Raw genomic sequence first — 24,761 nt, 5'->3', positions numbered from 1 at the left:
AACATTGAGCCAATCTACTGTCCATGACTTCGCCCCTTCTGGATGCTCTCATCGGGTCACCCATCCTTCCTGAGTTGATTCAGGAGGCGCAGCGTGTCTTTGAAAAGGAGAGGCTTCTGAGAGAGAAGTTTTATGCTGATATCACCCCGGAGCATAAATGGGAGTTCATCCAGGGAGAGGTCGTCATGCACTCGCCGGCCCTGAACCGTCATCCGATGGCAACGAAGCGGTTGTTCAAGCTTTTGGATTCCCACGTCCAGGTTTTGAATCTGGGGCTCGTCCATATGGAAAAGGCAATGACCTGTTTTCCTCGGAATGACTACGAGCCCGATATCATGTTTTTCGGTCTGGTGAAGTTCGCGTTGATTCATGCGGACACGCTAAAGTTTCCCATTCCCGATCTCATCGTCGAGGTTCCATCGCCATCCACCGAGCATCGTGACCGGGGGATCAAATTCCAGGACTACGCTCTTCACGGAGTCGAGGAATATTGGATCATTGATCCAGTGGCGGAGACTGTGGAGTTGCACCGTCTGCCAAAAGGCGCCGATGTCTATCCAGAGGTCGAGAAGCAGCCAGATGGCATGCTGAGCAGCGAGGTGGTTCCTGGTTTCCAAATACCCGTGCGGGCAATCTTTGATGAAGACGAGAATGCCCGGAGCATGAAGGCCATCTGGTCGGCTAAGAGCTAAGCGCATCACGCCAAAATCGGCGTCACAATCTCCCCGTGCACATCGGTGAGCCTGTAGTCGCGGCCTTGGTAGCGGAAGGTGAGGCGCTCATGGTCGAGGCCTAACAAATGAAGCACCGTGGCATTCAGGTCGTGCGTGTGCACGGCCCCTTCGGCGGGGTTGAAGCCGAGTTCGTCGGTCTTGCCATAGGTGAGTCCACCTTTCACGCCGCCGCCTGCCATCCACATGGTGTAGGCGTCTTTGTGGTGGTCACGGCCGGGGCTGGTCTTGGTGCCATCGCCATCCGCGCCCTGGCGCAGAGGTGTGCGACCGAATTCACTGCCCCAGATGATCAGGGTTTCATCGAGAAGACCGCGAGATTTGAGGTCGCGGATGAGCGCAGCCATGGGCTGGTCCACATCCTTCGTTTTGGCGCGCAGGCGCTTGTCCAGGCCGCCGTGGTGATCCCAGTCGGAGTCAAAGAGCTGCACCATGCGCACGCCGCGCTCGACGAGTCGACGGGCCAGCAGGCAGTTGTTCGCGAAGGAGGCCTTGCCGGGCTGCGCCCCATACATTTGCAGGGTCACGGCGGACTCCTTGGAGATGTCCATGAGTTCCGGCACGCTGGCCTGCATGCGGAAAGCCATCTCATACTGGCTGATGCGGGTGCTGATCTCCGGATCACCCACGATGCCGAGATTCTGCTCGTTCAGTGTTTTCACGGCATCCAGCACCTGCCGGCGGTCGCTGCGATTGTGACCTTCTGGATTGCTCAGGAAGAGCACATGATCTCCACTGCTGCGGAACTGCACGCCCTGATACACGCTGGGCAGGAAGCCGGTGCTCCAAAGCGAGGTGCCCGCACCTCCAGGAGGGCCGGAAAGCAGCACCACATAGCTGGGCAGATCCCGATTATCCGTGCCGAGGCCGTAAGTCACCCATGAGCCCATGCTGGGGCGGCCGCCCTGGCCGAATCCAGTATGCAAAAACATCTGTGCGGGGGCATGATTGATCTCATTCGTGTGCATGCCCTTCAGCAGGCAGATGTCATCCGCCACAGAAGCAAGATTGGGCAGCAGTTCAGACATCACCGCGCCGCTCTGGCCATGCTGGCCGAACTTGTAGTTCGATCCCGCGAGCGTCATCTCGCCGCCGATGAAGGCGAAGCGCTTGCCTTTCAGCAGCTCGTCCGGGCACTTCTGGCCGTCGTGCTTCCGCAGCATGGGCTTGTCATCAAAGAGATCAAGCTGCGAGGGTGCGCCGATCATGTGTAGGAAGATCACATTCTTCGCCTTGGGGGCGAAATGCGGGCGGGCTATAAGAGGGCTCTCCGCAGCGGGCAGGTCCTGCGCCAGCAGGCTGGCCAAAGCCGCTCCTCCCAGAGCACCGCTGGAGCGGGTGAAGAACTCGCGGCGGTTCAGGTGCAGGAAGTCTGGGGATGCAGGATGCATGGTTCGCTGAAACGAAGACAGGGGAGGAGTTCTAGCCTTCATTGGCCAGGATTTGGGGCTGGTCGGCAAATCCCACTAAGGGAGTATTCCGCAGACACATTCGTTACGGCGCACATCTTGCGTCGCCGCTTATTTCCCGGTATCCTGACCGGATGTTTTCTCGGAGACTCTTTTTATGTCTATTGCTGCCTGCTCTGATGCTACCCTGGGTGGCAAAGGCTGACTTTGTCACCCTGTGGTCGATCGGGAACTGGAATGGCAATCCAGAGGAGTTCAACTGGACCAGTGGACCCACGAATGCCCCGGGCAGTGCGTACGTGAAAGATAACGACTACTACCTGGCAGGCACCTACCCGACCCCGATCGGCACGGTGGCAGTGTCAGAGCCCTGGACGAATTTTGAAAGCGGCTTCAGCGACTGGAGCCCGACTCGCCGCATTCATTTCAATCTCACCCCGGCCCAAGCCACGTCCACCGCGCGCATCCGTCTGAACTTCCATCACTGCTGGGGTTCCTGGGAACTGCCCGGCGGCGGCTACAATGAAGGTTACGGCATTCACGCCTTCCGGGTGCGCTGGCGTACCGGGGCCAATCTCGCCACCTCGTTCGTGCTCGGCACACGCACCGTGCGTGACTACGGCAGTTTTGTGCTTGAGGTGAACTCGGGCAGCTTCACTCCGGTGGCCGGCGAAAACGTGCTGGAGATCACCCGTCTCGCCCCGCCAGACTCCTCGACCGATGGCGGGATCAGCCCGGATGCGCTGACTCTGGAGATTGATCCTACGGCGCTGCTGAATGCGGATGGTGATGGCCTGCCACGTTGGTGGGAGCAGGATCATGGCCTGAACGACAATCTGGCATCCGATGCGGCTCTTGATCTGGATGGTGACGGCCTAACTAACGTTCAGGAATTTACAAGAGGCACGCTGCCTCGGGATGCGGACAGTGATGACGACGGACTCAAAGATGGTGCTGAGACTGGCACGGGCACCTTTGTGAGCATCACTAACACTGGCACGGATCCGCTGAAATCGGACACGGACGGTGACACCGTGAATGATGGTGATGAACTGGTCGCTTCACCCATGGCGAATCCAAATCTCGCAGACACCGATGGTGACGGGACAGGGGATGCCTGGGAACTGCGCACTGGCTACAATGCCGCCTCTGGTGCCAGCACTCCGCCTTTCTTCAATTCGGCGATCGGGATCAAGTTTGTCTCGGATGTGCATCCGCTGAACACACTGCCACCCCAGGCCGTGACGGGCTTCTTTCCGCAGCGGAACTGGAACTGCACCTGGGCTCTGACAAGCTGGCGCAATCAAAACGGTGGCAACGGAGACATCGTCAGCCCCGTGGCGGACAGTCTGGTGAACAGCGCCGGCGTGGTCGTGCCTGTGACACTGGCATGGACATCCAGCGGCGGTGCCTGGGCCAGCAGCAATGGCAGCACATCCCTGGGCAAACTGCTGGATGGTTATCTCAATGCCACCTCCTCCACGCAGGCCAGTGTGACGCTGTCTGGCATCCAGTATATCACCTATGACGTGGTGGTGTATGCGGGCTCGGTGTATGACGGGGCTCATGCGCGCATCCGCCTGAACAACAATGCCACGACCGATCGCTATTTCCTGAGCGCCACCACACGGCCGCAGCAGAGCTTCGTCGAGCCCATCGTCTCTGATGCCACCCAAACCTGGCGTGGCAACACGCTGCATTTCCGCAATGTGAGCGGCTCATCATTGAATGTGCGGATGATCTCCGACAGCGGGCATGAAGGGGGCATCCATGCCATCCAGATCGTGAACATGAGCACGGACAGCGATGGTGATGGAATGCCGGATGCGTGGGAATTCGCGCATCAGCTCATGGTGAGCGTCAACGATGCCTCCCTCGATGCGGATGGAGACAACCTGAGCAATGGTGCGGAATACACCCGGCGCACAGACCCTCGTTTGCGAGACACGGATGGTGATGGTCTCGAAGACTTGGTGGAGACAGGAACGGGAATCTTTTTGAGTCTGACTGACACTGGCACCAACCCCATGCTGAAGGACACGGATGGAGATGGCCTGAGTGACAGTGCTGAACTGGCTGTGAAGCCAGTCATGACCTTGCCAAGTGTCAGTGATAGCGATGGCGATGGACGCTCCGATGGTGAGGAAGTAGCTCAAGGGACGAACCCCCGCGGGTCAGATACAATGACGCCTCGCATGCCGGTGATCCAGGCGATTGGCACGAACAGCTTTGATTGGAACGTGGACAATGTGCAGGTGGTGTGGGATCACACTCGCGGTCAGGTGGATGAAGGGAATGACTGGCGTGCTGGTGATCTTTTCTCCATCTCGATCCAGAACAGCGAGGATAACTCAGGCAACGATGCCGTCTACATGGCCCTGACCCGGCGTGGCGGGCGCATGACCTGGTACTTCCATTCCAATCCGAACGGTGCCTTCAGCAGCCCGAGCAATGATGGCGAGGGCATCTGGGACAGTGACTGGAACAGTCCTCCCACGACGGATCTCGGACCGCTGCTGGGCTTCAGCAATCACGGTGCGGTGGACATCTCGGACCGCCTTCAGTTTCGTGTGCAGGGCTCCTGTCCCACGGGTGTGCAGACGAATTGGAATGTGACCTTCACCGTGCGGAACATGGACACGAACCAGACAGTCGTGACGAGCACTTTTAACGGCTGCTTTGCGCATAACCGGGTGCAGGATGGAAATGCCATTTGGGATGACGGCCGTGACCCGCCTAACGAAGATCGCTTCAGGCTGTGGACGCATGATGGTGTGCAGGTTTTCTTCGAGCCCACTGCCCTGGAGCAGATGCCCGCCTTCAGCGCCTGGGCTGACAATGATGAAGACGGCATGCCCAATGCCTGGGAGACGACCTATAGCCTGAACATCAGCTCATCCGCGGACGCTTCCCTGGATGGTGATGCGGATGGCCTAACTAACTTGCGTGAGTATCTCGCGGGCACGAACCCGAATGATGCCGACAGCGATGATGATCTGGCAAAGGACGGCGCCGAGGTGCAGGCCGGCAGCAACCCCATGCTGGCCAGCAGCAAGCCTCCCATGCATCACGGCGCGCCTTCCGGTGTCGTGGGCGAGGATTTGAATGGCAACGGCATGTCCGATGCCTGGGAGCAGTGGGCAGGCAGTTTCAATCTCAACTCTCTGCTCGATGTGGATGGCGATGGCATGAGCAATGGCGATGAAGCCGTCGCAGGCACCAATCCGTTTGATTCCAAGTCGCGCCTCTGGGTGGACACCCAGCGCACGGGCAATGACCTGACGCTGCGCTGGCCGCTGCTGCGCTACAAGCAGCACCGCGTCTGGCAGAGCACGGACATGAGCTCGTGGAGCCAGGTGGCGGGCAGTCCGGTGACCGTGGGTGAGGAGTATCGTCAGACGCTGACAGGCGTGATCACATCTGGCCCGCCGAAATTCTATGAAGCCCGGGTTCTGGACATCGATACCGACAACGATGGCGTGAGTGACTGGACGGAAACCAATGTGCTTGGCTCCAGCACCACGAATGCTTCCAGCACTCGTGCGGATGTGCCGGTGGATGCGAACCAGGACGGCACCACGGAAGGCACCATGCGCGGAGACTACGCCACGCTACTGGAGCAGTTTCAGGGGGCGGCAGGCAGCGGTGGCTTCCCGGGGGCTGGAAGCAGTGCCGCTGGCATCTCGCGGCCACAGGCCTCTCGATTCCTCATGCAGGGCACCTTTGGGCCGACGCTGGAGGACATCCAGCGCGTGCAGCAGCTCGGCTACGAAGCCTGGATCACTGAGCAGGTGGGCAAGCCGGCGACACATCATGCCGGCTATATCAAGGGCATCTATGCGGACATGCTGGGGGAGCGCCAGAAGCTGGACTACAGCTATGGCGGTGACGAGCCTGACCTCTTCCTCTTTGGCAACAACATGAAGACCGCCTTTGCGCGCGCGGTCATCCAGGGGGAGGACCAGCTTCGTCAGCGCGTGGCCTTTGCTTTGAACCAGATCCTGGTGACTTCACGCCGTGATGCAAACATCGAGAACCGCTGCCTCGGCATCGCTGACTACTATGACATCTTCGTGCGTCATGCCTTTGGCAACTACCGGGACATTCTCGCCGAGGTGACAATGCATCCGGTCATGGGCCGCTACCTCAGCCATGTGGGCAATCAGAAGGCTGATCCCTCCATCAACCGTTATCCGGATGAGAACTATGCGCGTGAGGTCATGCAGCTCTTCACTATCGGCCTCTGGCAGTTGAATCCGGATGGTTCAAGGCAGCTTGATGGCTTTGGCCAGCCCATCCCCACCTACACCAATGCGGACATCACCCAGCTCGCGCGTGTGATGACAGGCTTTTGGTTCGGCAATCACAATTGGTTCGGCGGCGGGTGGACGGAGCAGGACTATGCCACGCCGATGAGCCTGCATGCGGAGTATCACGATTTCGGCACGAAGGCGCTGCTCGGCGGCCTTGTTCTGCCAGCACGTCCGATGACGGATGAAAATGCCCTGCGTGATGTCACCGACTCGCTCGATTTCCTCTTCAATCATCCCAACACTGGGGTGTTCATCGGGAAGCAATTGATTCAGTTCTTGGTGACAGACAATCCAAGTCCCGCCTACGTGCAGCGCGTGAGCGCGGTGTTTGCCAACAATGGCAGCGGTGTGCGCGGTGATCTAGGCGCCGTGGTGCGGGCCATCCTGCTGGATGTCGAAGCACGTGATCCGCGCTACACAGAAGGTGCTTCCTTCGGCCGTCTGAAGGAACCTGTGATTCGTGCCATGGCTCTCGCTCGCGCCTTTGGCATGAAGCAGGTGCCTGACCTCCTGTGGTGGGACTGGAATGACTTCTACAATGACAGCCGCCAGGAGCCGACCTATGCCCCGAGCGTCTTCAACTTCTATCGCCCGGACTACAAGGCTCCAGGTCTGCTGACTCAGAGCAATCTGACGGCGCCGGTTTTCCAGATCACGGATAGTTACAGCGCCATCTCGTATCCTAACCGGCTTTGGGACATGCTGGAGAATGGTTTCCGTCTGTGGGACACCTATAACTTCCCGGTGGACCTGTCCCGCGAGAAGGATCTGGCCGCGAATCCCGAGCGCCTGGTGGACCACCTGAACCTGATCTTCTGCGCGGGCAAGATGCGGCCAAGCAGTCGCACCTTCATTTTGAATGCACTGTCGCAGATCCCGGTCGCGCAAACGACTGCACGTGCGCGTGTGGCGGCTTATCTCGCGCTGGTGACGCCGGAGGGCGCGGTGATGCGGTGATGGCCTGACATGAAGACGGGACAACCTTTTGGGTTGTCCCGCTTCGTGCGTTAGCCAAATTGAATGTTAGGCGTTCAGTTCAGCCACCGCCGCCTCGAGGCTGGCGAGGTCCTTGATGGAGATGACCTTGGCCGTTTTGTCGATCTTGCCCATGAGACCGGCAAGGGTGGCATCAGGGCCGAGTTCGATGAACAGCTCATGACCGGCGGCGCGCAGAGCCTGCATGGACTCCACCCAGCGGACACTGCCTGTAACCTGGGCGGTGAGGGTGGCACGGATCTCATCCGGCGTCTTCACGGCGCGAGCTTCGTAGTTACACACCACCGGCACAGTTGGTTCGGCGATCGCGGCGCTGGCAAGCGCTGCGGCAAGCTTGTCCTGCGCGCTCTTCATGAGACGGCTGTGATAAGCGCCGGCCACAGGGAGGGGGATGGCACGCTTGATGCCTTTGTCCTTGGCCTTCGCTGCAGCGGCATTGATTCCGTCCACACTCCCGCTCAGCACGATCTGGCCGGGGGCATTGAGGTTGGCGACATCGACATCACATTCAGCAGCAAGCTCGCGGATGGCGCTCTCTTCACCACCGAGCATGGCCAGCATGGCGCCCTTGGTCTGTTCGCAGGCTTCTTCCATGAAGCTGCCGCGCTGGAAGACGAGGTTCAGCCCTGTGGCGAAATCAAAGGTGCCAGCTGCCGCATGTGCGGTGAACTCGCCGAGCGAGAGCCCGGCCGTGGCGGCGACCTGGAGACCGGGAACCTTTTCCTTCAGTACGTTGAGGCAGGCCAGACCGTGCGCATACAGGGCAGGCTGGCAGCGGCTGGTCTTCGTCAGTTCTTCCATCGGGCCCTCAAACATCATCTGGGTCAGGGAGTAGCCGATGGCGGCATCAGCCTGGTCAAAGAGGGCGCGGACGGAGGGGAAGGACTCAGCGAGATCTTTGCCCATGCCGACTTTTTGAGCACCTTGGCCAGCGAAGAGGAGAACGACGGGTTTGGACATGAATTGGAAAGTGGGAGGAGGTTGGTGAGACGGTTGGAAGAGTCATTGAGCACCGGCCATCCGGCGATGCAAGCCCTTGTGCCTCAGTTTCCTGACCAGGCCTGCCGGGCACTGGCCCAAAGAAAAGAGAAAAAATGTGTCGTGATGCATCCGCGTAGAAGGACAGGCCCGATCCATCACTGACCACGACTTTAAGCTCGACCGATGAAGAAGAGCACGTGAAGAAGTGGCCGTCAGGCGCGAGACCCCTTAAAAGGTCCGCGCCTCTTTGCTGTCCATGATCACGCTGTCAAAAGTGCCTGGGAAACTTCCCGGTGTTCCGGTCGTTTCTGGTTCATGCCGCATTCCGCCCTGCATCTCTGTCGCGCCGCTATCGTCGCTATCATCGTCCCAGCCATGCTGCTCCGTGCCGAGGAGTTTGTGGTGTCACCTCTGGTTCCGCCGTTGGCGCATCCGGCGGACATTCACGGGGTCGCGCTGAGTCCAGACGGGAAGTGGGCGGCGACGGGTTGCGCGGATCATTTCCTGCGCATCTGGGAGGTGGCGACCGGCAAACTGCATGGCGAACCGCTGCCGCACGAGGGCGGGGTGTACCCGGTTGCGTTTAGTCCGGACAGCGCGCAGGTCGTCGGCGGCAGTGACAAGGGCGCTAAACTCTGGGATGTGGCCAGCGGAAAGCTGGTCGCCATCCTGCCGCATCCGGGGTTTGTCTATTCGCTGGCGTTTCGTCCGGATGGCGGTGTCATTCTTACCAGCAGTCACGACAGCAAGACGGACGGGACAGCGCACCTGTGGAATGCACGCACCGGCCAGCCGGTCGGCGATAACATTGGCGACCACCAGCGCTTCTACGCTGTCGCCTTCAGTCCCGATTCGAAGCTCGCGGCGATCAGTGGTAACGGCAGCGTCGCGCAGCTGCTCGATGCGCAAACCGGTAAGCTTCTTGGCACCGAAGTCCGGCAGGAAGGTTCCATACGATCCCTGTCCTTCAGCCCCGACAGCACGAAGCTGCTGACCGGCAGTCTCGATAAATCGGCCCGTGTGTGGAATGCTTTGACCGGCCAGCCTCTGACCCCACCCCTGGGGCATGACGACCAGGTACGCGCTGCTGCCTTCAGCCCCACGGGGGAGAGTGTGATCACCGCCAGCATGGACAAGACGGCGCGACTTTGGGACGCGGCCACCGGCCGGCCGCTCTGCCCGCCCCTCCAGCATCCCACGGGCGTGCGCTGTGTGGCGTTCAGCCCGGATGGGAAATTTGCCGCGACCGGCTGCTACGGCAACACCGCGCATGTCTGGGATGCCGCCACCGGACAGCCGGTGGGCCTGCCGCTCCAGCACGGCAAACTGGTGCGTGCGCTTGCCTTCGGTCCTGACAGCCGCGTGCTGCTGACAGGGAGCTTCGACACGACCGCACGCTTGTGGCGGATCCATGCCAAATAGATGATCCGAAACAGTGGCCGCGCTGTCCAGCGCCGGAAGTTTTTGTGGAATCTGCGGAAAAACTTCACCCAAGTACATCCACCCGGAGAATCAGCAGCGATCCATCAGTGACCACGACTTCAGGCCTCGACCATAAGAAGAGAAATGAGCCAGTGGCCTTCAGGCGCGGAGACTCGAAAGAGCCCCGCGCCTCTTTTTTGTCCGAGCGGAGGGCTGCGGCAGATGTTTGGAAATAATCTGCGCGTGATACATCCGCCGGTGAAGGGGCAGGCGATCCATCAGTGACCACGTCTTTGGAACTCGACTTCAATGAAGAGTCCAAGTGAAATGGCCGCTAGGCGCGGAGATCCGAAAGGACCCCGCGCCTCCTTTTTGTCCGGAGGTCCCCGAGTGGAGAGGGGCATTTTCATGTTTCCAAGGCAGGCTTTCCGTGGTTGGAAAGGGGAGCTTCATGTCCCAGCCGTCTCCGCTTGTCCTCGCCCTTGATCTCTCCACGTCCCGTGGGGCATTGGCTGTGGTGGACGGGGAAGAGGTGCTGTTTGAATCTACGTTTCAGTCTGAGCGGTCCCACAATGCGCAGGTCTTTGCGCCGCTGACGGAAGCCCTCGCCGCCATCCCTCAGGGGAGAAGCGCTGTGCTGGTGATCGGCACCGGACCGGGATCCTATACCGGGGTGCGCATCAGCATCGCTGCTGCCCAGGGAGTGGCTCTGTCTCGCGGCTGGCCAGTTCTTGGATGGCCGTCCATCGCTACCTCGAAGGTGGGGACTTACTCGGTTTTGGGGGATGCAAGGCGTGGGCAATACTACCACGCAGTGGTGGAATTTGGCCGCATGGTGCAGGCACCCCGCCTGATGATTGCGGAAGAAGCCGCATCCCTTGTCGAGGCTGGGGGGACCTGGCTGACTTTTGATGCGAAGGTGCCTCTCGGTCTGGATGTCGTTACCTTGGCGCATCCAGATGTAGTCTCACTGGGCAGGCTGGTTTCACAACTACCTGAAAATGAGGTGATAAGCCGTGCTGAGGAACCCTTGGAGCCTTTTTATTTGCAGGAGGCTTTCATCACTGTGGCGCGAAAAGCAGGCAAACAAGTGCCCTCTGCATGAGATGCAGATTTGAGGATGTGAGGTTTCGGGGTTAGAAGGGGTGTTGACGCCGGGAAATCAACCGGCTACGAAAGAACCTTTTCACAGCCAAATGTCATCTCTTCAGGACTCACGGATTCTCATCGTGGATGCCGACTCAGACTTCTTGAGTTGGGCTTGCAACCATTTGAAGGCTCCCGGAGTCGTCACGGTCACAGCCGAGCGCACAGAGGAGGCAGTGGCCTCCTACCAAAAAGCCCGCGCTGATCTGGTGCTGGCAGAGGTCCGGCTGCCGGGCACTTCTGGCATCGAACTGCTCAAGCGCCTGCGCATGACGGATCCAAACGCCATGGTCATTCTTTTCAGCGGTCTGGCGAGCAACAGCAACGTGATCGAGGCCATGCGCCTGGGTGCCTACGATGTGCTCGGGAAGGAAAAGCTGCCTTACGAACTGCGAACCGTGGTGGAGAGCGCGCTGCGGGCCAATGAAAGCCGCAAGGTGACCCGTGCCCAGGCCAGCGAGGTGCCCACGGAGACAATTCAGGAGACCATCATCGGCCGTTCGGCACCCATGCAGGATGTGTTTAAGATGATCGGCCGCGTGTCCCGAAGTGACGCGCCGGTCATGGTCACGGGAGAGAGCGGTTGCGGCAAGGAACTGGTGGCCCGTGCGGTGCATAAGTTCAGCCCGAGGACGACCAAGGAGTTCGTGGGTATCAACATCACTTCCATCCCGGACAACCTGATGGAAAGCGAGCTTTTCGGTCACGAGAAGGGCAGCTTCACCGGCGCCGTGAACCAGCGTGTGGGCCGTTTTGAGCAGTGTGATGGTGGCACGCTTTTCCTGGATGAAATCGGTGACATGCCCCTGGCTGTGCAGAGCAAGCTGCTGCGCGTGCTTCAGGAAGGTGAGTTCTGCCGAGTGGGCAGCAACCAGACACTGAAGTGCGATGTGCGCATCCTGGCGGCCACCAATAAGGATCTCGAAACCGAAGTGGGGAAGGGAACCTTCCGTGAAGACCTTTTTTACCGCCTGAATGTGGTGCGCATCCACATCCCGCCGCTTCGTGAGCGTCGTGAAGACGTGCGCCTGCTGGCTGAGTTCTTCCTACAGCGCCAGTCGGCCCGCCGTCGCGGACCGGTGATGCGCTTCACGGATGATGCTCTCGCCCTGCTGGAAGCCTATGACTGGCCCGGTAACGTGCGTGAGCTGGAGAACACCATCCAGCGTGCCTGTGCCCTGGCAAACTCGGACGTCCTCCTGCCCTCGGACATCCCTTTGGGCAGCATCGCGAACAGCCGCTTCACCCATCCGGCGAACACAGTGACCCGCATGCGTGATGCGCTTTCCAGCCTGATCAGCGTGGCGCAGACCCAGCCTGACATCGATCTCCTCCCATGGGTGGAAAAAGAGCTCTGCCGTCTGGCACTGCGTCATTATGAGGAAGATACCGCCAAGGCGGCGAAGTTCCTCGGCATACCGGCTGCTGAGGTGGAGGCAAAGGCTGATCACCATGCTCATGCCTCGGCCGCAACTTCCGGAACCAGTGCTGCTGCTACTGCGACGAAGAAGGCAGGTGGCAAGAAGCCTGCTGCGGTTTGATGCAGACGCTGTCCTGCCATGAAACGAATCGTCTTCAGCGTGCTTCTGCTGCTCGTGCTGGCAGCGGGAGCCGTGATCGTGTGGATGAACCTGCGAGCCAGAACACCCGGCTCCATCTCAGCGACCGGTGGCGAGGCGATGACGGTGATGCTGCCTGACACCAGTGGCACTTACATGCAGAATGACCCGCGCTGGGGATCAGACAAACTAGGCAAGACCACAGAGCCACTGGCGCACATTGGCTGCACCGTGTGCAGCGTGGCCATGGCCTGCACGAACCTCGGGGAGCTTCGAACACCGAAGGAACTGAACGAGCAGCTCACCGCGAAAGGCGGGTTCACCAGCGCCGGCTGGCTCGTCTGGGGCGCGCTGCCGCAGATCACCTCCAACCATATTCATGCAAAGGTGACATCCCGCCCGCTGCATTCAGACCTCGACTGGGCACTAAAGAGCGGCGCTTATCCCGTGGTCAAGTATGTGCTGCCGCATGGCGTGCCGCACTGGGTCATCATCGTCGGCAAAGAAGGCACCGAGTATCTGGCCCGTGATCCCCTGAGACGAGGCGAAAAGCCGGTGAAGCTGTCAGCTCTCACCAGCCGCATTTACTCGGCGCGGTTTATTCAGCGGAAGTCTTAGCTTCCACCACGGCAACGACTGCAGGTTCTGGCATGAGGTCGGTCCGCCTGTCTCCCAGCATCACGCCAATCAGCATCGCAAAGCTGGCGGCGAGGATGCCGGAGAATGGCTCAAACAAAAGGCCGTTCAGGGCCAGGATGGGCGTGAGCAGCAGGATGAGGAAGCTCAGGCCTAACAAATAAAGGTATTTCTTCCAGGCGGCTTCCATTTCCATGCCGAGCCAGGCGCTGCTGAAGGCCAGAGCGGTGTAAAAGGCATACTGCAGGGGCAGGGAAAGCTTCAGCGTGGCCACGGGAAGCACCAGCAGGTTTGGCAGGCGGGCGGAGAGCCACTTCGCTGCCTCGGGGAAGATGCCAAAATGATAAAGTGCCAGGAGCGGGGCGCAGACGAGGACGCCAACAAAAAGGACGGTGGCACGATTACGATTCATTCGGGGCAGGGTAGGTGCTGGCAGGTTCAGGCGGACGGTAAGAGTGAACGACGAGATCGCTCAGATACCTGTCTGGCGCATCGACCGCATGGCGGTCAAGATGAAAAACCGTCTGGCCAGTCGTGCGGGAGATCAATTGCAGCCCGAAAGGGAAGTCCTTGAAAAGCCGGGCGCACATGGCGTCGATGGAGCTGCCCTCCCGCTCAGCCCTCTGCACCAGGGCGGCGATGGCGAAGCCATCAAACACCAAAGTGAAGCCATTCTCCTCGGCAAAGCGGGCGGCAAAGGCGCGAACCTCATCCGCGCGGACATTCGTGTGGAGGTTCTCCGCATCGTGGCGGCAGCGGGCCAGCGTGGCGGCGGGATCATTCACCAAGGTAGAGTCGATGATGATCTCCGGCAGCCCGAGGCTGGGCAGCTCAAACTTGAAATCTCTCAGCACCTTTTCCCAGGCCGTGACAAGACCGCGGGCACCGGTCTTCTCCTCGGCGGCGCGGGCAGCCAGCACATGCAGGGCATCATCCTGGAAGATGGCACGCACGCCATAGGCATGGAACTCGCGCTCATACTGGCGGATCAGGCTTCCGGCGCTCATTTTCATGATCTGGAAAAGGTCATCCGCCGTGAGTGAATCACAGAACACGCGAACCGGCAGTCGGCCGATGAACTCGGCCTCGAAACCGTAGTCGATGAAGTCCTTCGTCGTCGCCTGGCGCAGCAGATCATCGCTGTTAGGCTTGTCTGCAATCTTGGCCCCGAAGCCGATCGTGGCCTTGGCCTGACGCTTCTCGATGATCTTCTCGATGCCGTTGAAGGCGCCACTGACGATGAAAAGTATGTTACGCGTGTTCACGACTTCGCGTCCGCCGCCCTTGCCCTGGCGCATGTCGAACATCATCTTCATCTGGCTGCGGAAGTCGTTGGCGGCGTAGAGCGGCACCTCAGTTTCCTCCATGAGCTTCAGCAGCGCCGTCTGCACGCCACGGCCGCTGACATCGCGTCCGATGCGGCCCTCACCGCCCGTGGCCAGCTTGTCGATCTCATCCAGATAAATGATGCCGTGCTCGGCCAGTTCGACATCGCCATTCGCCTTGGCCACAAGATCTCGGACGAGGTCGTCCACATCCGCGCCAACATAACCCGTTTCGCTGAACTTGGTGGCGTCTGCCTTCACAAACGGCACGCCAATGAGATCGGCGATGTGTTTGACGAGGTAGGTCTTGCCCACACCCGTGGGCCCGGTGATGACCACGTTCTGCTTGGAGAACTCCAGCGGCGAGGAACCCTTCCTGGACTCGTTCTCCCGCAGCATGCGGGCGTGGTTGTAGTGATCACATACCGCCGTGGCCAGCACCTTCTTGGCCTCGTCCTGACGGATCACAAAGCGATCCAGGTAGGCTTTGATGTCAGCCGGCTTGTAGCGGAAGTCGAAGATGCTGGAGTTTGCAGGCGGCTCCGGCGCTGGCGGCCCATCTTCAGCCTCCGGGGCCTTGCTGCCCAGATCATGCGGCTCGACGCGTGAGAAGATCACCTGTCCTCCGAGGCTGTTCTTGATGAAGTCCTCCAGCTTCCGCGTGATCTCCTCCGGTGAGGGGAAAGGCTTCTGCGGTGGCTGGGGCGGGTCGATGGGCGAGTCGCTCATGATGATGGTGAGTGTCTGTGAAATACGCCTCATGGGCAAGGCCCAGGCTTTACAATCCGCTCCCTATCTTGGAATCGGCACCGCCCCGATGCCTGGTCCTTCATGCATCTGAAGGAACCCGTCCGCATCAAACGTGACTCCCGCGAAGTCGTCATCCGCGAGGTAGAGGTGGCCATCCAGGTCGGCGAGGTCCGCCCACCGGGCCAGATGCGCGGCTGCCGTGATACCGAGACTGCTTTCGATCATGCAGCCAAGCAGTACTCCCAGGCCCTGCTTGCGGATGGCTTCGATCATACGGACGGCTCCGCCGAAGGTCCCGCACTTCAAGAGCTTCACATTCAAGCCATCCACATACGGCGCGAGTTTGGGGACATCGTCGGCGGTCTGAGCACTCTCGTCGGCATAGATGCGGATGATCGAGACGGCCGGATTGCGTGTGCGGAGACGATGAAGCTCCTTCCAGGGCTCGATCCCATGATCGTGATGGAAGGGCTGCTCCAGCAAGATGAGACGTTGATCCACGAGATGGGGCAGCATTTGCTGCGTTTCCTGCACGGTCCAGCCGCCATTCACATCCGCGATGATGGTGGCACCTGGAGCTGAGTTCCGGGCCGTGGTGACGATCTGGCGATCATGCTCCAGATCACCGCTGCCTAGCTTCAGCTTGAGAATGAGAAACTGGTGGGCGGTTTCAGCCACCAGCTTGGCGAAGTCCGAGAAATCCGTGGGGATGCTGAAACTGCGGCAGGCGGGAATGGGGCCGGATTTTTTGGGGAGGTGGTCTGGCACCAAGGATGAGAGACCGGCACCTCGTGCCCGGCAGTCCTGGTCGCACTTGAGGAGGTCAAGAGCGAGGGCCGCGGCTCGGGTGGGTGGCTTGCCCTGGGGCTGGCGAAGCCACTCCAGCGTGCTTTCGATATCTTCGTGATAGTACGGCACGAACGGTGCTTCGGAGATGGAGTCACCTTCTTTCAACCTGACCACCTGTCTTGTGCTCGATGCCCCGTGCGCGATGCGAAATGGAGTGGTGAGGTGCAGCGTTTTGAGTTCGATTTCCGGCATGCCGGTATTGAACTCACAAGGCGGAAGGAATCCCAGGACTTTTCTTCCATGCTCGTCAAGATTACCGCGCCACCACCCAGCCACCCAACCGTGCGCTATCATATCGTTCATCGCACCACCTATACCTACGAGAGTCCTGTGACCGTGGGCCACTACATGGCCCGCCTCGAACCCCGGCACATGCCCTTTCAGGAGTGTCCCTGGCATGAGGTGACGATCCGCCCGAGCCCCATGCAGCGCGCTGAGCGGGCAGACTCCTTTGGAAACACCTGCGTGTATTTCGAGATCGAGGGCTCTCACCAGAAGCTGGAGGTCATCGCCCGTAGTCTGGTGGAGGTGGCTCGAAGCGAGCCGATCTCCCCCGCCGCCACACCCGCCTGGGAGACAGTGCGGGATGCCTGCCGTGCCGACCGGGCCACCCCCGCCAGCATGGCCGGGGAGCTGGTCTTTGCGTCTCAACTCATCCCGGTGGGCAGTGTCTTCGCGGACTATGCGCGCCCTTCCTTTCCGGCGAACCGGCCCATTCTCGAGGCGGTGTGTGACCTGAATCGCCGCATCAATGAGGACTTCATTTTTGATCCTGCCGCCACGGATGTGGCCACGCCCGTGGAGCAGGTGCTGAAGAAGCGCCGCGGAGTCTGCCAGGACTTCGCGCAGGTGATGATCGCCTGCCTGCGCAGCCTGGGACTGCCGGTGCGCTATGTCAGCGGCTATCTGGAGACTCTGCCTCCTCCTGGTCAGGTCAAGCTTGTGGGGGCTGATGCCTCGCATGCCTGGGTGTCTGTGTACTGTGGTGAAGCCGTGGGCTGGATGGATGCGGATCCCACCAACAACGTGCTGCCCTCCGACCGCCACATCACAGTCGCCTGGGGTCGTGATTTTAGCGATGTCAGCCCCCTCCGCGGCGTGACTATCGGTGCCGGTGAGCAGCGCCTGGAGGTCGCGGTAGATGTGATGCCGCAGAGTGAATGACGAGGCGCTGACTCTCTGCCTAACGAATGTTGATTCGTGGTTCGGAGGCTCCCTCTATTTAGAACTGATAAACGATCCTCTTCTCCTTGCTCACCTCTCGGAAGCCTGAGCCCTGAATCTGCTTGGCGATGTCAGGCATGTGGCCGGCTCCCCAGGGGATGATGATATGCCGGGTCTCTGGAAGGCGTTCGTTCATGACCTGGAGCAGGTGACGGTTGCGCTTGATGATGAGGTCGTCATTGAGGCGCTGCTCGATGCCGGGTGACGAGGATGCCTCGAGCAGGCTTGAGATGGTTTCAGGGGTGATGCCTTTGGTATGGATGAGCAGCGCTTTCTTGAGAAGGGCGAGAATCTCGGGCGAGAACTCACTGACATCGACATCAGCATTGATGACGGTGCCTTGAGGCTTGAAGACCTTTTGCTGCTCTGCAGCTCCGATGAGTGCGGCGAGCTTGCCGTAGTTGGCCGGAGTTTCGAGAAGCTTTTGACGATCGCTCACGCCTTCCATGAGAACGATGGAATCTGCCGGGAACGATGCTCCCAGTTCCTCATAAAACTTGCTGTCGCCCACATGGGCCATGGGCACAAGAGTGACCTTCTTGCCATCATCGCGGACGTAGTCGCGCACTTCCGTGGAGACACCGGAGAATGAGACATCCACGAAGCCATCGGTGAATTGACGCACGGCCAGCTTTCCGGCAAAGAGCGTGCCCATAACCAACGTGGCTGGGACAGCAATGATGCCGATGATCATCACACCCGCGAGGTGCAGGAAACGGAAAGGCTTCTCGTGAAAGCTTGTAGCGGGAACCAGCGGCCACTTCGGCAGCATGGAACCTCTCAAGGTGCGGATGCAAAGCAGGGCCGTGAGCAACTGCACCCATGAGATGAAGAGACTGACCCACGCCACGTGAGGATAAAAGACCGTGTAGAGAGAAAACGAGGCCACCGTGGCGAACGGCACGAACAAGGCGACAGTCATGAAGACACGCTTTGGAATGCCAGGCTGAAATGCGACTATGAGAAACACGACCATGCCCACCGGCAGCAGCGGCAGGAAGGCCAGCACGCGAAAGACTGTGAAGTACTGTTTGCCGACCGTGGCGATCGTGAGGTCATCCAGGACGGCGAGCACTGCGCTGAAGGTGAAGAGACCGAGGACTAGGCTCAGGAGCGTGGAGAGCCAGGTGCTCGGCGGGGCCGTGATTTCCTGGAGGGAGGCCGGGAGCGGCGGAGGGACTGAATTCAGCATGGATGACGTCTATATTAGGACATCATGGATGAAGGTGACTGGAAATCTGCTCGAAGTTTCCAGCGCGGATCTTCGTGCCAGATCAGCGGGCAACCGCTCCACTGGTTAAGGTGGTGCGTGCAGCTCCGTGGATGTCAGCCGGCAGCAAATATTCTTTCGCTGCGTGGAGAAAGGGAGCTTCTGGGGCGGGTGCCGCATCGTGTCTGACGGCATCCCAGGTTAGACCAGGCAGATCCTGCTCAAGGCTGCGCCCGAGATGGCAGCCGTCTTTGGGACCGGAGCCCAAAACGATGTTGCCGGTGATGGTGACTCCCTCTCGGCCATTGGCGAAGTGCAGCGCGTTGCTGTCTTTGGAATAGATGATGTTGTTCGCGAGGACCATGCCTTCGCGGGCATTCCAGGAGCCGCCGCTGAAGGCGTGGCCGGTGTTGACGATGGTATTGTGGACGACCTGGAGATTCGTGGTCTTGCCCTGATGATCGGTGCTGCCGAAGCCGGAGCTTTTGCCGGAGACGAGCACGTTGTTTCTCACGATGGCCTCTCCCTGCACCTGCATCACGTGGTCGCCACTGCGGTAACAAAGATTGCGTTCGATGATGTTTACGGGTTTTCCGGCGGTGCCATACACCGTGATGCAGGGATACTGAGTGTCGTGCACATGGTTCTCGGCAATGAGGTTTCCCCAGGAGCCTTGCTTGACTTCGATGCCATCTCCCTGGCTGCCGCCACAGTCGTGGATGTGATTCAGCGCGATGACGCTCTCGCTCATGATGTAACTGGCGTTGTTGCCGCCGAGATACATGCCTTCCCCATGGCCGCTGCCGTGATGAAGGTGATTGCGGGTGAGAAAGAGGTGGCTCGAGTCGGCGCTGTTGGCACTGAGGCAGACCGCGCCGGTGTGGTGGATGTGGCATTGGTCGATCCACAGTTCGTTGCAATGGCCGATCCGCATGCCATGGCTGCCGCCGGTGAACTCGATCCCACGCACGCAGAGATAGTCGACTGGGCCCGACTGACCGATGTTGATGACGTTCTGTTTGTCATCAGGGCGCGTGATGATGACCTGGGCATCTTTGGCGGCAACGATCCAGATGGGTGCCTCCGCAGAGCCCCGAAGGCGCAGGTCCCACATGCGCTCGATGCTGTAAGTGCCTGCGGCGATCTCCAGTCGGTCGCCCGGTTGCAGGGCCTCCACAGCTTTGACCAGAGATGCTCCGCTGATGTCCGTGTGCTGGATGACACGCCTGGGTTGGGCCGAGGCCCAGGCCGGCTCATAAGGAGGAGCAGCGTGGATGGCTTGGAGAAGGAGTATGCTGGCGAGGACGGCGCGGATCATGAGGCAGGGGAGGGAAACGACAGTCGGGCCCCCGGCCTGTCATCGTGACTCGCCGGTCATGGGGGCGCAGCCGGGTTGTGATGTGCGGCGTGAGATCACAGGTGCCGAACTCTGGAGAGTTCGCCTGCGGCCAGGATGAGCCTAACTTATGGTTGGTCAGAAGAGAGCATGGCCTTCAAGCCAGCAAAGAAATTCGTGGTCTCCTCCTGGCCCACGGCTTCCTTCATGTGCTGGGTGTAGTCGATGTCCTCGACGTAGGTGCGATCCAGTTCTTTGAGGAAGGGACTTGGCAGCTCCGTCTGAGGCTTGCCCCACTTCATGCGGGTGCGCACGAAGCTGATGGTGAGCTTCAAGCGTGCACGGGTAATGCCGACGTAGAAGAGGCGGCGCTCTTCATCCACGCGGCCTTCATCATAGCTGCGCTTGTGCGGAAGAATGCCCTGCTCAAGACCCGGCAGATACACGATGGGGAACTCAAGACCCTTGCTGGCGTGCATGGTGATGAGGCAGACGCCCTTCTTCTTTTCAATGTCGTCCTTCTCCTCGCGATCATCCCCCAGGGTGACTTCATCCAGGAAGCCGGCCAGACCTTCCTTGTTGTTGCGCTCTTGATAGCGGGAGATCTGGTTCATGAACTCGGAGAGTCCATTGTCCCAGCTGTTGTATTCCTCGGGCTTCTTAGCGAGCTTTTGCAGATACTCGCGATAGCCGAGTTCCAGGATGAGGTGCTCGGTCAGGTCAGCTAGGATCACGCCCTGGGTTTGGGCAGAGGCCGCGTATTTACTGATGAGAGCTGTGAAGGTGCGGATGGCTGTGCGCGCCTTCTCCGGGATCTGCCGCAGGAAGTCCTCATCACAAAGCGCCACCCAGACGCTATGGAACTTCTCCATGGACCGTTCGCGGGCCAGCTCCGCCGTGGTGGTGCCGATGCCGCGCGTGGGTGTGTTCAGCACACGCAGGAGCGAGATGTCATCATGCGGGTTATGAAGAATCGTTAGGTAGGCCAGAATGTCTTTCACCTCGCGCCGGTCGAAGAAGCTGCGCGCGCCGATGACTCGATACGCGATCTTCTTGGCCCGGAATGCCTGCTCGAGAACGCGGCTCTGGTCGTTTGTGCGGAAGAGCACAGCGAAGTTCTCAAAGGGTTCCTTGTCGGCAAAGTGGGCGCGCTCGATCTCTTTGGAGACCATGTCCGCCTCTTCCTTGTCATCCTGCACGGCGATGATGCGCACCGGGGCGCTGCCCGCGTTGCGGCTCCAAAGGCTTTTGGGACGACGTCCGGCGTTGTTGACGATGAGGCTGTTCGCCGTGTGGAGAATCGGGGTGGTGGAGCGGTAGTTCTCCTCCAACTTCACCACGGTCGGGTTCTCAAAGAAGTTCTCGAACTCGGTGATGTTCGTGATCTCGGCACCACGCCAGCCATAGATGGACTGGTCGTCATCACCCACCACGCAAACGTTGTAAGGCGCTGGCACCAGGGCGCGCAGCAGACGCATCTGCAGGCTGTTCGTGTCCTGGAACTCATCCACCATCAGGAACTTGTGACGGCGATGCAGGACGGAGCGCACGTCCGCATGGTTCTCCAAAAGCTGCACGCCGAGGCAGAGCAAATCATCGAAGTCCATGGCGTTCAGCGCACGCATTTCGTTCTGATACTTCTCACCCACAGCAGCGGTGAGGTCCATCTGCGGATCGCCCAGGCTTTCGCCATAGTTTTTGGCCTTGCTGATCTTCGTCAGCACGGCCTGCGGGTCCAGGGTCTCTTCCTTGATGAGGAGATCCTTCATGGCGCGCTTCATGAGGCTGATCTGCTCGCCCTGGGAGTAGATGACGAAGTTCTGCTTGTAGCCCACGTAGGGGGCAAACTCGCGCAGCAGTCGGGCGCAGAAGGCATGGAAGGTGCCCACGCCCACTTTCTTGCCGGCATCACCACGGCACATGTCTTTCACACGTTCACGCATTTCCGTGGCCGCTTTGTTCGTGAAGGTCACTGCCAGGATGTTTTCCGGCTTGATGCCTTCATTGATCATGTAAGCGATGCGCGCTGTGACCACACGCGTCTTTCCCGTGCCCGCGCCCGCGAGGATCAAAAGCGGCCCGTGAATATGGGTCGCTGCCTGTCGTTGCTGGGGGTTGAGAGTGCCGGTGAATCCGCTCATGGAGTGCGCTCCCGTTTGGGGAGGGAGAGGCCGGATGCAAGGCCGAAAATGAGACTCTCCAAGACAACTTTTTTCGCGGCCTTTAAAGCTTCGCTGGACAACCTTGGGAAGTCTGTTTGCAGCACCTCCAAAGGGCAGGTGCTGCCAGACACTCTATCTGCGGCGCCCATGCCTGCGCAGATGCGTGAATCTTTGGGGACTCTTTACTCCGGGATCGCCACAGCGCGCTGGTTGGTCATGAAAAGCTGGAACTCAATGTTGCTGGGCATCACCAGAACAAAGGGAACCTTTGGCTCACAGGGAATGGTCTGCGTGGCCGGTTCATAGCCGGGAGCCGAGGCGGTCAGAGTCAGCGGCGTGTGTTCGCGCTCGTGCTGCCAGAACCATGGCGGCGGCTTCACTCCCGGAGGGCCTGAGATGACAGCATAATGTGACTGTGTCACCGCCCGGAGCTTGAACTCACCCCTCTTCGAGGTCACGCCCTGCCGGACGTAGCCTGCGCGTTCGGCGATGACATGAGCCCCAGGGAGCGGAAAGCCTTCCGCATCGACGACCCTGCCTGTGAGGTTAGGGAAAACCGGGGTGGTCGACGGCATGGGTACACAGCCGCTCAACAAACTGATCACTGCCATCAAGGCGACCGGGAGGATGCTCTTGCACATAGGAGAAGGGATGGACTGCTGGGGGAGGAGGTTTTGACTGCGGACGACGCATGAGAGCAGGTCACCGGCTGGATGCCAGTCAAAGCTTTGTGAGCGTGGCATCTGGCTTTGACCACTCCACAGTGGCAGCGCTGCTATCGGGAGGGATGCCGGCTGCGGAGGTGGGAGAGGCTATGGCCATGCCGCTTATTTGATTAGGCGCTTTTGTCACGCCCAGGGAGATCGTAAGTGGTGATCTCCAGCAGGAAGCCGTTAGGATCGATGAAATAGATCGAGTGAGAGATTTGGTGATCCTGGAACTGGAAAGAGATGTCTTTGCCTCGTAACTCGGTCTGGGCTTCCTGGAAGTCGGCATAGGTGGCAGCGCGGAGAGCAAGGTGCCAGGCACGGCCGCTGGCGGAAGGCGGTGCATTTTCCTTCTCGGGAAAGAGAGTGATCAAGGTGGATCCAAGACGCAGAACGATGGGGCTGCCAGACCACAAACCTGGATACACATGCTCAAAGCCCAGTGTGCTGATGTACCATTCCTTGGTCGCCTCAGGCGAGGCACAGCGCAGGGCGATGTGGTCGATTTGTTCGAGGTTCATGGTGGGTGCTGGCGAGCCCTGGACGGTTTGGCTCCAGTCTCCGGCATCAAGGAGCCTTCGACGAGATCACAAGCTTGTGGATCTCAAAGTCTTCAAGGTTGCGAAAATCAGAACCGGGGATGATCTCGATGACGTTCGGGCCGCCTTTGAATTTGTCGCCACGCACCGGGATGACGAGGTGCTCGATGTTTCGAGCTCCTTCCTTGCCCCGCACGTACTTGTTCAGATCATCCACCACCACGCCATTGATGAGGAGCTTGGTGACGAACAGACCCTTGCGCAGAAGCTTGACGGAATCCTTGTCCGCACGCGAGGTCAGATCCGAAGCATCCATCACCACGTAGATCGTATCTGTGATGCCGTGCCTGACGTTTGCCGGGAGCGTGAATTCGCCCTTGAACTTGTCGCCTGATGGATTGGGCGTCGCGAAGGCGGGGATGCTCTCATCGCCAATATGAAAAGCTTTCTCCAGCAGGGTCGCACTCCACGGGCCCGACGCCTGAGCCATCAGCCAATGAGGCAGGATGACGGCGATCCAGAACCATGAGAGATGAGACAACCGGCAGACGGTGGCATGAGGAGCGGCGGCTTTCATAGGAAGAAGTTCCGGAGGAATCTGAGTGAACGACATCTGCTAAACGGGAGGCTTTGGCGGAGCAAGAATGAATATGGGCGGACAGTTGCTGGCCGTCTTGACGCTTGCTGCAGAGCCCAGAGCTGTGTGGAGGCGGGCAGTGTTATCACACGCTTACGCAGATTTTTCCGTCTCTGCTGGGATTCGTCGCGCATACCAGGCATGGATAAGGCACGTCTGGAGGAACAGCACGGGTGTGTCAAAGCCTGCGGAGGTGATGATGGAGCTTACCTGATCCAGAGGCAGGATGGAGACATCCTTTTGGTAGGTCTCGGGCATGCGCGCGAGTTGCTCGGGCGGGGAACCTGTCTCTCTCATGAGGCGGAGCCAGACTTCAAGCAGGCTGCGGTAGGTCGCGGAAGACGTGTCGGAGGCGAGGTCGGCGCTCGCCAGAAAGCCGCCAGGCCTCAAGCGCCCGGCGATGGTCCTGAAAAAGCCGACCCGCGCGCTTGGTTCGAGAACGAACTGGGAGACGAGCAGGGAAGTGGCGGCATCGAACGGCTCCGAGGGCGGGAGGCTGTCGAGGTAACCTTCATGAAACACGCATCGATGCGCGATGCCGCTGGCCTCAGCCTTCTGTCGGCAGAGGGCGAGCATCGGAGAGGAAGGCTCCACCGCCGTGAACTGCCACTGCGGAAACTTCTGCGCGAGGTAGAGCAGTTCATGCCCTGTCCCTGCACCCACGCAAAGGATGCGTGCATTGGCGGGCAGATCAGCCAGGAGAGCGCCGATCAGGAGATGCAACGCATCACGCATGGGGGCCAGCTTGGCGAAACGTTGATCATAGGCTGCGGCGTGCTCGGGGCCGAAGGCGGCGGGAGGGGATGGAGGTGGCATGGACTGGTGATCT

Annotated in this window: 19 protein-coding genes; 7 read left to right on the top strand and 12 right to left on the bottom strand. The window is 59.8% G+C overall.

All coding sequences use genetic code 11. The annotated features are described in order from the left end of the window. Positions 1–23 precede the first annotated feature (23 nt). On the top strand, positions 24–692 hold the full coding sequence (locus BGE01nite_RS09250; RefSeq protein WP_146850160.1) for a Uma2 family endonuclease: 669 nt from the start codon (positions 24–26) through the stop codon (positions 690–692). Between the two features lie 5 nt (positions 693–697). Here the strand turns inward: BGE01nite_RS09250 and BGE01nite_RS09245 are convergent, their stop codons facing one another. Then, positions 698–2,122, bottom strand: coding sequence for a DUF1501 domain-containing protein (locus BGE01nite_RS09245; protein ID WP_146850159.1), 1,425 nt, complete (start codon positions 2,120–2,122; stop codon positions 698–700). Between the two features lie 209 nt (positions 2,123–2,331). Between BGE01nite_RS09245 and BGE01nite_RS09240 the strand changes: the two genes are divergently transcribed. Continuing rightward, on the top strand, positions 2,332–7,410 hold the full coding sequence (locus BGE01nite_RS09240) for a DUF1800 family protein (RefSeq protein WP_170266690.1): 5,079 nt from the start codon (positions 2,332–2,334) through the stop codon (positions 7,408–7,410). 66 nt (positions 7,411–7,476) lie between these two features. On the opposite strand, the gene fabD is transcribed toward BGE01nite_RS09240, so the two are convergent. After that, a complete protein-coding gene (fabD, locus tag BGE01nite_RS09235; RefSeq protein ID WP_146850157.1) occupies positions 7,477–8,409 on the bottom strand; it encodes an ACP S-malonyltransferase in 933 nt (310 codons plus the stop codon). Positions 8,410–8,745: 336 nt separating this feature from the next. On the opposite strand from fabD, the gene BGE01nite_RS09230 reads away from it, so the two are divergent. The 4 genes from BGE01nite_RS09230 to BGE01nite_RS09215 all read left to right on the top strand — a co-directional run bounded on the left by BGE01nite_RS09230 (position 8,746) and on the right by BGE01nite_RS09215 (position 13,175). Then, positions 8,746–9,852 carry a WD40 repeat domain-containing protein gene (locus BGE01nite_RS09230; protein ID WP_146850156.1) on the top strand — a complete coding sequence of 369 codons (1,107 nt, stop codon included), beginning with the start codon at positions 8,746–8,748 and terminating at the stop codon, positions 9,850–9,852. 451 nt (positions 9,853–10,303) lie between these two features. Beyond that, positions 10,304–10,957 (top strand): tRNA (adenosine(37)-N6)-threonylcarbamoyltransferase complex dimerization subunit type 1 TsaB, encoded by a 654-nt coding sequence (gene tsaB, locus BGE01nite_RS09225; protein ID WP_146850155.1) that lies wholly within the window; start codon positions 10,304–10,306, stop codon positions 10,955–10,957. Positions 10,958–11,048: 91 nt separating this feature from the next. Beyond that, the gene (locus BGE01nite_RS09220) at positions 11,049–12,539 is read left to right on the top strand and encodes a sigma-54-dependent transcriptional regulator (RefSeq protein WP_146850154.1); all 1,491 of its coding nucleotides are present in this window, start codon (positions 11,049–11,051) and stop codon (positions 12,537–12,539) included. Between the two features lie 18 nt (positions 12,540–12,557). Further along, positions 12,558–13,175: a hypothetical protein gene (locus tag BGE01nite_RS09215; RefSeq protein ID WP_146850153.1), complete on the top strand. Its 618-nt coding sequence runs from the start codon at positions 12,558–12,560 to the stop codon at positions 13,173–13,175. Here BGE01nite_RS09215 and BGE01nite_RS09210 read toward each other — a convergent pair. The 3 genes from BGE01nite_RS09210 to BGE01nite_RS09200 are packed head-to-tail and all read right to left on the bottom strand — an operon-like array spanning position 13,156 to position 16,309. Further along, positions 13,156–13,605 carry a hypothetical protein gene (locus BGE01nite_RS09210; RefSeq protein WP_146850152.1) on the bottom strand — a complete coding sequence of 150 codons (450 nt, stop codon included), beginning with the start codon at positions 13,603–13,605 and terminating at the stop codon, positions 13,156–13,158. The two genes, BGE01nite_RS09215 and BGE01nite_RS09210, sit on opposite strands and share 20 nt — an antisense overlap. Beyond that, positions 13,595–15,280: an AAA family ATPase gene (locus BGE01nite_RS09205; RefSeq protein ID WP_246145690.1), complete on the bottom strand. Its 1,686-nt coding sequence runs from the start codon at positions 15,278–15,280 to the stop codon at positions 13,595–13,597. Before BGE01nite_RS09205 ends, BGE01nite_RS09210 begins: the two co-directional genes overlap by 11 nt. 30 nt (positions 15,281–15,310) lie before the next feature. Then, positions 15,311–16,309 (bottom strand): enolase C-terminal domain-like protein, encoded by a 999-nt coding sequence (locus tag BGE01nite_RS09200; protein ID WP_170266689.1) that lies wholly within the window; start codon positions 16,307–16,309, stop codon positions 15,311–15,313. A 48-nt stretch (positions 16,310–16,357) separates the two neighbouring features. On the opposite strand from BGE01nite_RS09200, the gene BGE01nite_RS09195 reads away from it, so the two are divergent. Continuing rightward, on the top strand, positions 16,358–17,281 hold the full coding sequence (locus BGE01nite_RS09195) for a transglutaminase family protein (protein WP_146850150.1): 924 nt from the start codon (positions 16,358–16,360) through the stop codon (positions 17,279–17,281). 58 nt (positions 17,282–17,339) lie between these two features. Here BGE01nite_RS09195 and BGE01nite_RS09190 read toward each other — a convergent pair whose 3' ends face one another. The 7 genes from BGE01nite_RS09190 to BGE01nite_RS09160 form a co-directional block, all read right to left on the bottom strand. After that, complete coding sequence (locus BGE01nite_RS09190) at positions 17,340–18,533, bottom strand: hypothetical protein (protein WP_146850149.1); 1,194 nt, start codon at positions 18,531–18,533, stop codon at positions 17,340–17,342. Between the two features lie 82 nt (positions 18,534–18,615). Further along, positions 18,616–19,869: a right-handed parallel beta-helix repeat-containing protein gene (locus tag BGE01nite_RS09185; RefSeq protein ID WP_146850148.1), complete on the bottom strand. Its 1,254-nt coding sequence runs from the start codon at positions 19,867–19,869 to the stop codon at positions 18,616–18,618. A gap of 146 nt (positions 19,870–20,015) precedes the next feature. After that, a complete protein-coding gene (locus BGE01nite_RS09180; protein ID WP_146850147.1) occupies positions 20,016–22,028 on the bottom strand; it encodes an ATP-dependent helicase in 2,013 nt (670 codons plus the stop codon). 203 nt (positions 22,029–22,231) lie between these two features. Next, a complete protein-coding gene (locus BGE01nite_RS09175; RefSeq protein WP_170266688.1) occupies positions 22,232–22,624 on the bottom strand; it encodes a carboxypeptidase-like regulatory domain-containing protein in 393 nt (130 codons plus the stop codon). Positions 22,625–22,884: 260 nt separating this feature from the next. Then, the gene (locus tag BGE01nite_RS09170; RefSeq protein WP_146850145.1) at positions 22,885–23,277 is read right to left on the bottom strand and encodes a VOC family protein; all 393 of its coding nucleotides are present in this window, start codon (positions 23,275–23,277) and stop codon (positions 22,885–22,887) included. 46 nt (positions 23,278–23,323) lie between these two features. Beyond that, on the bottom strand, positions 23,324–23,872 hold the full coding sequence (locus tag BGE01nite_RS09165) for a hypothetical protein (protein WP_146850144.1): 549 nt from the start codon (positions 23,870–23,872) through the stop codon (positions 23,324–23,326). A 153-nt stretch (positions 23,873–24,025) separates the two neighbouring features. Further along, positions 24,026–24,748 carry a class I SAM-dependent methyltransferase gene (locus BGE01nite_RS09160; RefSeq protein ID WP_146850143.1) on the bottom strand — a complete coding sequence of 241 codons (723 nt, stop codon included), beginning with the start codon at positions 24,746–24,748 and terminating at the stop codon, positions 24,026–24,028. Positions 24,749–24,761: the final 13 nt, after the last annotated feature.

Source organism: Prosthecobacter gellanilyticus (assembly GCF_007992435.1).
GTDB classification, from domain to species: Bacteria; Verrucomicrobiota; Verrucomicrobiia; order Verrucomicrobiales; family Verrucomicrobiaceae; genus Prosthecobacter; species Prosthecobacter gellanilyticus.
This window is presented reverse-complemented; position numbering and strand designations above follow the sequence as displayed.